The following is a 9,909-nucleotide window of genomic DNA, read 5'->3' on the forward strand; positions in this document are numbered from 1 at the left end:
CCTGCTTTGATAATTTGATCCTTAAGAGCAAGAACCACGTTGATCTGCATCTATGGCATTTGTATCGTCTGCGGCTTTTTTTGCACACAACAAAATTCTCACCCAAGGATCATCTCTACCTACTTCTCGGAAGAATTCATCAGGCAAATCATCGGGTATGGTGACTAATTTTTGGGCAAATAAGTCAGGCGATTGAGATAGTAACGCCACATCATAACCCCATTGCCGTAAAGGAGGCATATAGTATGGAACTGTACCTCTAAGTCCTGCGCCATAGTTATCGATTCTGTAGAAGTTATTGGCAAATCCGGTCATGAATGGTGCAGTAGCATAAGCGCTACGTTTGACTTGGTAAAAAGCACCACTTATTCTGACAGGCGTTTCGGTAGTACCAGCACTCCAGTTTTCCAGAAAGCGTACAAAGTTATGTAAACCGCCATTATCTTCTGCATCACGGCTGACAGCTGCTCCTGTTGGCGTAGCTGATGCAGATGGAGTATCTCCAACTGCGGCAATTACATTGACTGTAGTTGGTGTTGCTTGTTGCAGCCAGTTTCCAGGTTTTCCAGCCTCAATAATATCTGTATCTGGTGCTTCACGAGTTCCAAATGGTCTATCAATTTGGAAAACTGGTTCAAAACGAATATTATTATTACTGCTAAATACACTACTTCCTTCAAGCCAAGGAATGAAATATGGCTGGCCACTTGTATCTTCTGCATCTTTAGGTAGTGTTGTACCTGTTAAAGGCCACGCAAATTCCGCTATTTTATTATCGCTATCAACGCCGTAAACTCTCAGTGGGGTTTGTATTGCACCACTAGTGAGATTACGTACAAAGGCAATTCTATATGGCCTACCTACGAAATTAGCATTAGGATTATTACAAGTTGTTGGTTGACCGACGATTCCCGTTTTAATTGATGTTGCTGGTTTACCCAGAATATCTGGAGTGCCACTACCATCTCTATCTCGCCATGAACTCTGCGCTACAGCATTGGTTGGGCAGGCGTTTTTAATTGTCCAGTTTCTAGGTTCACTGCATGGATTCTGGTAACAAACCTCTAACACTAGCTGTTTAGCCCGGACTTTTCGCACAATTGGAGTGACAAAGTTGTTGAGATAAGAACTCCCTTGGAATCCTGTTGTTGCTGTATCACCAGATACATCTGGTACTAAATCTTTAGGAAGGGCTTGAAAATTGGGAGGGGTGGTTGTGGGAGGGGTTGTGACTGGGGCTGGATCTGCATTGGGATTAAACCAATCAGCGATTGGTACAAATGAATTATCAGTGGAGAAAATGCCTGTATAGTTAACTGGAGTAGTGGGAATTGTCGTAGGGTCAAGCTGCCAATCATGATCTGCTTCATTGCGGAAGCCAAATCTGAAATTATTAGAAAGTACGGTCAGAGAATCTGCCAATACAACAGCAGATCGCCATTCATCCCCAGTTGTACACTGTGGTAATCTAGGATCACCCGGACGACAGGCAAAGTTTGTATTTAAACCTGTACGACTGTAGAAATTATTCCAATCATCAGCTAGTGTTGTGGTGAACTCTTGTTGAGTATGAAGATTAAAGTCGCCATCAATATAGGCGGGCAAATTACTAGCTAAAATTAGTCCCTTTTCTGCATCTCGATAGGTGTTGCTTGCACCACGGGCAATTCTTTGACCGTTAACAAGCATAATGGCATTGGGGCGACGATTAGGATCAAGTCTGTAATCCACCGCACTCTCCAGCTTTTCACTCTCAGTGGGTGAATTGGGATTTGCCGCCGCACTTAAATCTAGGAGAGCATCATCACGAGTTGCATAAATAATACCGCTATTGGGTAATAAGTATTCCTGTGCTGGTGTGCTGGTACCGATTGTTTTTCTACGCAGCTTATCAATATCTAAAACGGTGGCACGAATTTCTAAAGGTCTTCTATGTCTCCTGACTAGATTGTAACTTCTGCTTCCAGTCGTTGTATCAATTGCTTGAATCTGTCTAGCATCTAGAAAGGCAACTTCATAAATAGAGCCATGATCAATAACACTGTTGCTAGGAGTGTTAAGCGTACCATCAAAGATTGCTAGTCCACAAATTGCTGCATCAATGGCAGACCTTTCTGATAGAGTACGTTGAGAGGATGTTTTGGCTAAAGCTCTTTTGAGTAGTCCATCATCAATTGAGCGACCATTGGGGTAGGTTAAATCTGATAAATAACTGAGAACATTGGCATGAGTAGTTTCAGTCACAGCCGTAGGAAAAGCGTAAACTATGCCATTGTTGGATCGACCACCAGTAGCATTGTCAAAAGTTGCTGGAGTTGATGGTGGATTTTTAGCCGTAGTGCTGTTAGTAGGATCATAATAGCTGCTAACACAAGCGATAGGGGTCGGACTAGTCTGGCTGTAGCTAGCGGCTTTGTAGTGATAAACTGCTGTAGCCCGCATCCGCAAATATGGTTGACCAGTTGCTGGTTGATTTATTCGATAGGTGAGGTCTAGACCATAGTCTTGATAAGGTCTGATGGGGCTAGGGACTGAACTGGTTTGAAACGGCAAAAGATCAGACCAAATTTGCTTATTCAGCGCATTATAGGCAGTTAAGGTAGTTGAAGCAACGTTAGCAGGGGTTATAGAATCAGGTAAATAAATTCCTGCCCCAGTGACCACTCGTAAGCCGCCTACTGCATCTTGTGGACTAGTGGGTACTTGGGCTGCTGCTAATTCCCAATCTCCATCTCGGTCTGTACTACCTAAATCTTTTAAGGTTTCTACCCGACTGCGGCGAGTGCGATCGCCAGTTCCATTATCCCATTTGTAACCAGTGATAGTTTGGGTATCGTCGGCATTTGGCCCGACAAATGCTCCTTTAGTCGTGTCCCACCAAAGTTGAGGTAGGTTATTACCAATTAAAACGCGATCGCCAAAGTATCCCTCTACATCTTGTAACTCTTTTGCAAGTTTGGTTGGTTCAGTTGCAGCAGGTATGAGCTTGTCAGTACCATTTGTACTTAAAGTTAAACCAGCATAACCAGTGGCTGTTAAACCATCGGCAGGATCGACAGGGTAGATCCAAGGATTGGGGGGACGTAAGGTATTGCCACTACCTTGCAGTACTGAGCTTGCAAGGGTACCACCGACTGCATAATTCCCTAAAGCATTGCCGTCAAAGCCAACTTCTGCATAAGGTACTCTGCGGGTGCGTCTTCTAAAATAAAGTTCTAGCTGCTTGAAGCGTAGGCTAGCTCTTTCTGTGGTCGTTAAATTGGCTAAGGTTCGACCTTGCTTGATAACTACATCTTGCATCCCTTGAGTAACTTCTGATGGGTCAGCCGTTCCGTCAGCATTAGCTGCTATCTGGGCAGTAACCAAACGGTTGATGCGTTGTGTGTAAGCTAGGCTATTGTAGGCGATCGCATTTGGAAAATGAGTAACTGATTTGTTGCTAGCTAAGCTTGCACCTGTGCCACTTCTGATAGCAACATTATCAATACCAGCTGTTTTACCTTTGTATAAATCAATTGTTGCACTGCCTGAATCAGCACCCTCAGTGATTACACCAGAACCAATATTTCCGCCAACGACTATTTTGGCATTATCAGGGTCGTAAAAGCAGGATGCGTTAGCACTAACTTGATATAGTCTAATCCCATTACCACCAGTAGGTATCCCCGCAAATAAGTTACTATTACTGAAAATGCGTCCATTTAGCCGGAAAAGAGGCCCAGGGGCTATTCCTAAGTCATCTTCGTAGACGACGGCATTGTTAACTAAAGGTAGTTGTACTCGGTCTTGTTGAAGCTCTAAAGCCGAGAAGCCTTGATTCCCTCTCTTAATCTCATAATTAGTAGTATCTGTGGGTTGTGTAGTAATAGGAACACTGGCTGTGTAAACAAAAAACGCCTTTTTCAACTTAGTACCATTTCTGAACCAGCCTGTATTACCTACTAACGCTGCACTTGTATCTTGACCGTCTCCACAACTGCTACTGACAGTACCAACGATCATAGGCGGAGTTCTCGCCTCTAGTGGGTTTCTGGCACGAGTGTATTGTCCGCCACTTACAGGTGGATTTCTAAAATAAATTCCATAAAGAGCATAGCTATCAAATTTACCGTTGTTATCTGTATCTATAGGATACATCCATGCCGTTCTTAGTTCGTTAGCACCTTGAGTTACCTTTAATTGAGTTTCGTCACCAAAAGTGTATTCATTGATGTTTGTTGTCAAAGTAGTGTACAACGCATCATCTGTTGGCGTAGCCCGTGGTAATCTTGGGTCTTGAAAAAGTTTGTTAATTTTTGCCCTAGCGCGGTCTAGTGCGGGTGCAGCAGCATTGAGAGCAGCTTCATTTACACGCACATTACTAGCATTTTTTGCTCTTTCAAATGACCTAAATAAAATTGCTGTAGTCAGTAGGACAACTACTAACGCTACCATTGCCACAGTTGGTAATACAAACCCAGCATTCACCGCTACTCGTCTTTTACGATTAACAAAAAAAGTTCGTAGCAGTCTATTAATTTGTCTGTTGAAAGTCGATAAATAATTTTTTCTAAATAATTTTGCTGTTTTTCTGATTGTCTTGACTAGCTGGCGTTTTATAGTCATGGCTGCTTTCCTGTCAAGTTATTTGCTACCAATTTATCTTTTTTTTGGCAATCGACAACTGTACCAATAGATCGTCTCTAAAGGCATAATTAAAGTTATATATATTTGGCAACACCCTGCTTTGCCAACTCTCAATGATTGGATTTTTTACTTTATATCATTCTTTAAGTTTGGAGATTTTTCGGTAAATACTGATTTTTTCAAAATCTTAATTTTCTAAGTAAATAAGGATAAAAACATCATCGGTTTACATTTCATTTACAAAAATATAGTTCATTGGCGGTTTACTTTATGAAGATATGGCTAGTTAGGTAAACTTATAGTACCCAGCCATCGAATAAAAGATATCAGTTGTAGCGGTTTTTGTATGTCTGAAATAGAAAGTGATTGATTTTAAATACCGTTTCTTGATGTAGCTTGTCTGGCGTAGCCATAGATGCACTTTATTCTGTACTGTAGAGACCTTGCACGCAACGTCTCTACATCATTTATTCGTCTCAACACCATAATTAGAGACCCTGGGTTGCTAGATACCCGACTTCTTAAAGAGGTTGGGTATGTGAATCGCTGTCTTGATCATTCAAAGTTTCAATTAATAAATCTATTTGTTGCTGTCGTTGCTGTAAAAAAGTGTCGCATTGACGCAAATACTCGACGGCGTTGGCAAACTGAGCAAAAACTGCTTCTAGTTCCAATTCTCCTGATTCAATCCGTGAAATAATCGCTTCTATTTCTGCGACCTTTGCCTCATAATTACCATGTGCCACAGTATCCGAATTATCGGAGTTCTTACGCTTAACCATTAATCTCTTCGCCCTCATCGCCGTTCTTCTACTTCTATCACTTTGGCCTTAACTTCACCTTGTGCCAGTTGAATGAATAACTCATTTCCTACAGCTAATTCATCGGCAGAACGAGCGATCGCACCGTTCTCTTTTTTCACTACTGCATAACCACGCTGTAATACGGCTTTGGGGTCGAGGCTGCTTAACTTTTGTCGCAAAAGTTCTAGGTGTTGCTTGGCTTGCTGCGATCGCCCCATTGTTAATTGCCACAATCGCTGACGTTGCCAATCTAATTTTTGCGCTTCTTGTTGCAAGTGTCTATCTAATCTGAGATTCTGCAAACGGTTGCGTATTGTTTGTAGTTGGTTTTCTGCGGAGGTTTGGGTATGAAGCAAAACTTGATGTAAGGTGATAATACGCTGACGATGTTGATTGTATAACTCTGCCAGTGAGGGTACAACCTTTTCTGCTGCTGCCGTCGGTGTATGCACGCAAACATCAGCCGCTAAATCCACTAAAGATTCGTCTCGTTGATGACCAATCCCAGTAACTACGGGTATGGAACACTCAGCCACAGCGCGGACTACCCGTTCATCATTAAAGCAAGCTAATTCTTCTACTGCACCACCCCCGCGCGATAAGATTAGCACCTCGGCACGACCATCTTTTTCTACTCGTGCGATCGCCTTCACAATAGATTCTGGGGCTTGTTCTCCTTGGACTGTGGCAGGAGAAAATAAAACGTGTAAACCGGGATATCTATGTTTCAGGGTTTTTTGAATATCACCCCAAGCAGCCGCCGTCGGTGAAGTGACCACAGCGATGGTTTGGGGATGGATAGGAAGCGATCGCTTTTTTTGGGGGTCGAATAACCCCTCAGCCAACAAGCGATTTTTGAGTTGCTGATAACGTAGTGCTTGTAAACCAACTCCAGCAGGTAAGGCTTGCCAGACTGATAATTGATACTCTCCCCTTTGTGGATATAAACGAATACTGCCTAAAACAATTAATTTTTCACCCGCTATGGGTAATTGGGCAAGCTTGGGTACTTGGCTATTCCAAACTACGCACTTAATTGCTGCTGTACCATCGGGATCTTGAAGTGTAAAAAATAACCCACTGCGGTGATTATTAGCACTAGAAACTTCCCCAACTACCCACACCTGCCGTAGTTGCTCGTCATGTTCTAGCAACAAGCGGAGATAATCAGTTAATCCAGATACAGAAAGTGCTGTATCTAGAATTATGGAAGCGGCGAAATCGGCAGCCATCAGAAATTTCAATACATTAGTACAAGTCTATCCAAATCGTAGCACTGGGAGGTGCGGTAAAACCCTGTGGGCATAGAGGAGAATATCCCAGATAGTCCGTAATTTACGGATGGAGCGATCGCATAATGCCCATAACTATGATGGCCACAGATAATGGCGTAGAATGATTATCGCCTTGTAACTAAAAACAATGATAATTAATATGTATACATCATGTTTTAATTTTTCCTGGAATAAATTTACGCTGGTTTTATGAATATTTTTATATAAAAATGATAAATCTTGAAAGAAATGAAAAATAGGGGTAAAGCATATTATTCGTCTGCTTCTGGCTATTCAAGCTAAACATTTATTCGTCCATAATTCTTTGGTATTAGCTTCCCTTAATTTCTATAAAATTTTTATCCCATAAGTTTTATTTTATCTGGATTTAGTGTATCCTAGTTTTCCTGAGTATTTTTTCCAACATTAGACACCATAAAACCTTTTTACGGATCTCTCTCAAGATTCTTGAAGAACTGTACTAGTGTGTCTAAAAATCAGTCTTTAGATTATCCTTTTTCTCTCACTGTATAAGGCATAAAAAACCAATGGATATACGACTCATAAAAAAATCTGAGAAATTAGTTCTGAAAAAAATCAAAATGATGGAGGAAACAGAAGATCAAAATCTGCCACTAGATCCTATGGATATAGCAGAACCAATTATTGAAGAACAAAAAGAACTATATATAGATATTAGAGAACCTAACTATATTCCTTTGAGAGATAATCCTGTAATTCAGTCTGCTGGCAACTCAGGCTGGCAGGTTTCTGATATTTGGCGAGATATTAGAGTAGATGATTTTTGTAATTAGTTAAGAGAGGATTGGGAACTGGGGATTGGGGAGAGTAATCAATGTACTACTCTCCACTCAACTCCCCCCTCAGCACTCCCCATTCTTAACTAACGTTAATGACTACACCCTGGCTCTCATTTGCTAATCGGTCTACTGCACAGACAGCATAGGTTCCTGGTTGGACTGTGGCGAAGGTTGTCCCAGCAGACAAGACTCGCTGTAGTATCCAATTACTGCCACTTTGACGATAAAGTGTCCAAGAACGAACGGGTTGATTATCTCCCGGTTGCCAACTGAGTCTGCGGTTGTTGACTTGCAGTTCTTTTGGTGGAGGTGGTGTAGTTGCAGTCTGCCAAGGCATAGCAGGTGCTATGGCAGGTGTAGTATAAAGTGAATTTTGGAAAGTTGCCGAGATATCTTGGCGATTTTCAATGATGGAACTGACGCTAAAAAAGATATTGCCCAGAGATAATTCTCCAGCTTGATTGCGGCTGATTTTGACTTGTTTTTCTATCTCTTCATTTTTCCAAGCCTTGCCGTCAAGTTGTCCAATATTGTTACCTGCGTAAATGTGTCGCCGCTTAGAATTAATTTCTGTCCACCATTTCAGCAATACGGGATAACTCTGACTGGTTTGGTCAGTACGCCAATATAGTTGCGGTGCTAAATAATCCACCCAGCCTTGCTCTAGCCATTTTTTGGCATCAGCATACAGTACACTATAGGCATCTAAGCCGGTGATTCCTGGTGGTTGTCCGGGGCGATAAATGCCAAAGGGGCTGATACCAAATTTAACGTAAGATTTCGTCGCTTTGATGCCTTGAGACAGACGTAACACCATTTGATCAACGTTTTGCCGTCGCCAGTCGTTTAGGCTCAGTTGTCCACCGGCTGATTTATAGGCAGCATAGGTTTTATCATCGGGGAAAGCTTGACCTTGAATGGGATAGGGATAGAAGTAATCATCCAGGTGGACTGCATCTATGTCATAGCGACGGACAACATCCATGATGACGTTGTAAGCCCTATCTTGGACAATTTTTATCCCTGGATCCATCCACAATTGATTCCCCCATTGATAGACTACCTCTGGATTGGTTACGGAGATGTGGGGACGAACGTTAGGCGCACTCTTGGTGCTAGTTTTGGCGCGGTAGGGGTTGAACCAAGCATGAACTTCTAGGTTGCGTTTGTGGGCTTCGGCGATCGCAAACTGCAATGGGTCGTAGAATGGTTCTGGGGCTTTGCCTGGAGTTCCTGTCAGCCAAGCACTCCAAGGTTCTAACTGGGACGCATATAAAGCATCTCCTTCTGGTCGCACTTGCAAAATTACGGCGTTGAAGTTCAACTCTTGGAGACGAGTAAGAATTGCCACCAATTCAGCCTGCTGTTGAGCTACAGAAAGTCCAGCTTTGGAAGGCCAGTCACTATTCCAGACTGTGGTTATCCAAGCCCCCCGGAACTCTCTGTTATGGCTGACCCGTACAGTGGGTGTTGGGGGTATCACCAAGTAAACAGAGGCAATCTTTTCTGCCTGACCGAGATAAACTAAAGCTTGATAAATAATTGCGGCGACATCACCACGAGTAGCCGCCGTAGTGAAGTTAAGTGATTTGATATTGGGGAAACTGGAGACTAAACCTGCACTAGTGGCGATCGCAATTTGATTTCTGCCATAAGCTGGTATATTAGCCGCATCTTGATAAATTTCCGGTAATTTTTCTAGTAAATCCGGTTTAATCTTCGTAGCTATTTCCAGTCCATTGACTAGAGATACTAGGATATCCCCCCTAGAGATTTGATTACCAGGGCGAAAGGTTTTATCCGGGAAACCACTCAAGAATCCGGTTTCGTAAGCTTTTTTGATGGCATTTGCTGCCCAATTACTTGTCGGTACATCAGTAAAATTAATGTACGGACGTTTTACAGATATATTAAATACGGCTGCAACTATAGCGGCGAACTCAGCACGGGTAACTGAATTATTAGGGCGAAAAGTTCCATCAGGATAGCCATTTAAAATCCGTCTTGCGGCTAAAGCTTCGATGAACGGACGCGCCCAATGGTCGGGAATATCGGAGAAACGTGTAGTAGTAGATACCATTGTTATTTGCTGCTAGCTTGCTTGATTGTAGATATCCTTGGCAAATCTAGCAATATGAGAGCATTATAGGAAGCGATCGCTATAATCTCACCAAAATTCCCTGAATATTGGGTCGAAGCTGCATAAAAAGGCAGTCCCGATGAAAAAATTTTACAGTTTGTTTCTATCAAATCGGTGAGATGCCTCTGGATGTCCATCCGTGAGAGGTTAAAGTAATTGCACATTTGTCAAGAGGGTGCAGGAAAAGGGGATAGATCCAGCTTGAAGACTGGTTTTCGTAGGGCTTTGACTACGCCTAAATCTTG

Annotated in this window: 5 protein-coding genes; 1 reads left to right on the forward strand and 4 read right to left on the reverse strand. The window is 42.4% G+C overall.

Annotated elements, in window-relative coordinates; genetic code table 11:
* Positions 1-21 precede the first annotated feature (21 nt).
* The 3 genes from hpsA to xseA all read right to left on the reverse strand — a co-directional run bounded on the left by hpsA (position 22) and on the right by xseA (position 6,661).
* Positions 22-4,605, reverse strand: coding sequence for a hormogonium polysaccharide biosynthesis protein HpsA (gene hpsA, locus H6G14_RS23115; protein WP_190570006.1), 4,584 nt, complete (start codon positions 4,603-4,605; stop codon positions 22-24).
* A gap of 542 nt (positions 4,606-5,147) precedes the next feature.
* A complete protein-coding gene (gene xseB / locus H6G14_RS23120; RefSeq protein ID WP_190570007.1) occupies positions 5,148-5,408 on the reverse strand; it encodes an exodeoxyribonuclease VII small subunit in 261 nt (86 codons plus the stop codon).
* A gap of 14 nt (positions 5,409-5,422) precedes the next feature.
* Entirely contained in the window at positions 5,423-6,661 is a 1,239-nt protein-coding gene (gene xseA / locus H6G14_RS23125) for an exodeoxyribonuclease VII large subunit (protein WP_190570010.1), read from the reverse strand.
* A 590-nt stretch (positions 6,662-7,251) separates the two neighbouring features.
* Between xseA and H6G14_RS23130 the strand changes: the two genes are divergently transcribed.
* Positions 7,252-7,518 carry a hypothetical protein gene (locus tag H6G14_RS23130; RefSeq protein WP_190570012.1) on the forward strand — a complete coding sequence of 89 codons (267 nt, stop codon included), beginning with the start codon at positions 7,252-7,254 and terminating at the stop codon, positions 7,516-7,518.
* An 85-nt stretch (positions 7,519-7,603) separates the two neighbouring features.
* On the opposite strand, the gene H6G14_RS23135 is transcribed toward H6G14_RS23130, so the two are convergent.
* Positions 7,604-9,604 carry a glycoside hydrolase family 10-like protein gene (locus H6G14_RS23135; protein ID WP_190570014.1) on the reverse strand — a complete coding sequence of 667 codons (2,001 nt, stop codon included), beginning with the start codon at positions 9,602-9,604 and terminating at the stop codon, positions 7,604-7,606.
* Positions 9,605-9,909 lie beyond the last annotated feature (305 nt).

This window comes from Nostoc parmelioides FACHB-3921, from assembly GCF_014696625.1.
Classification (GTDB): domain Bacteria; phylum Cyanobacteriota; class Cyanobacteriia; order Cyanobacteriales; family Nostocaceae; genus Trichormus; species Trichormus parmelioides.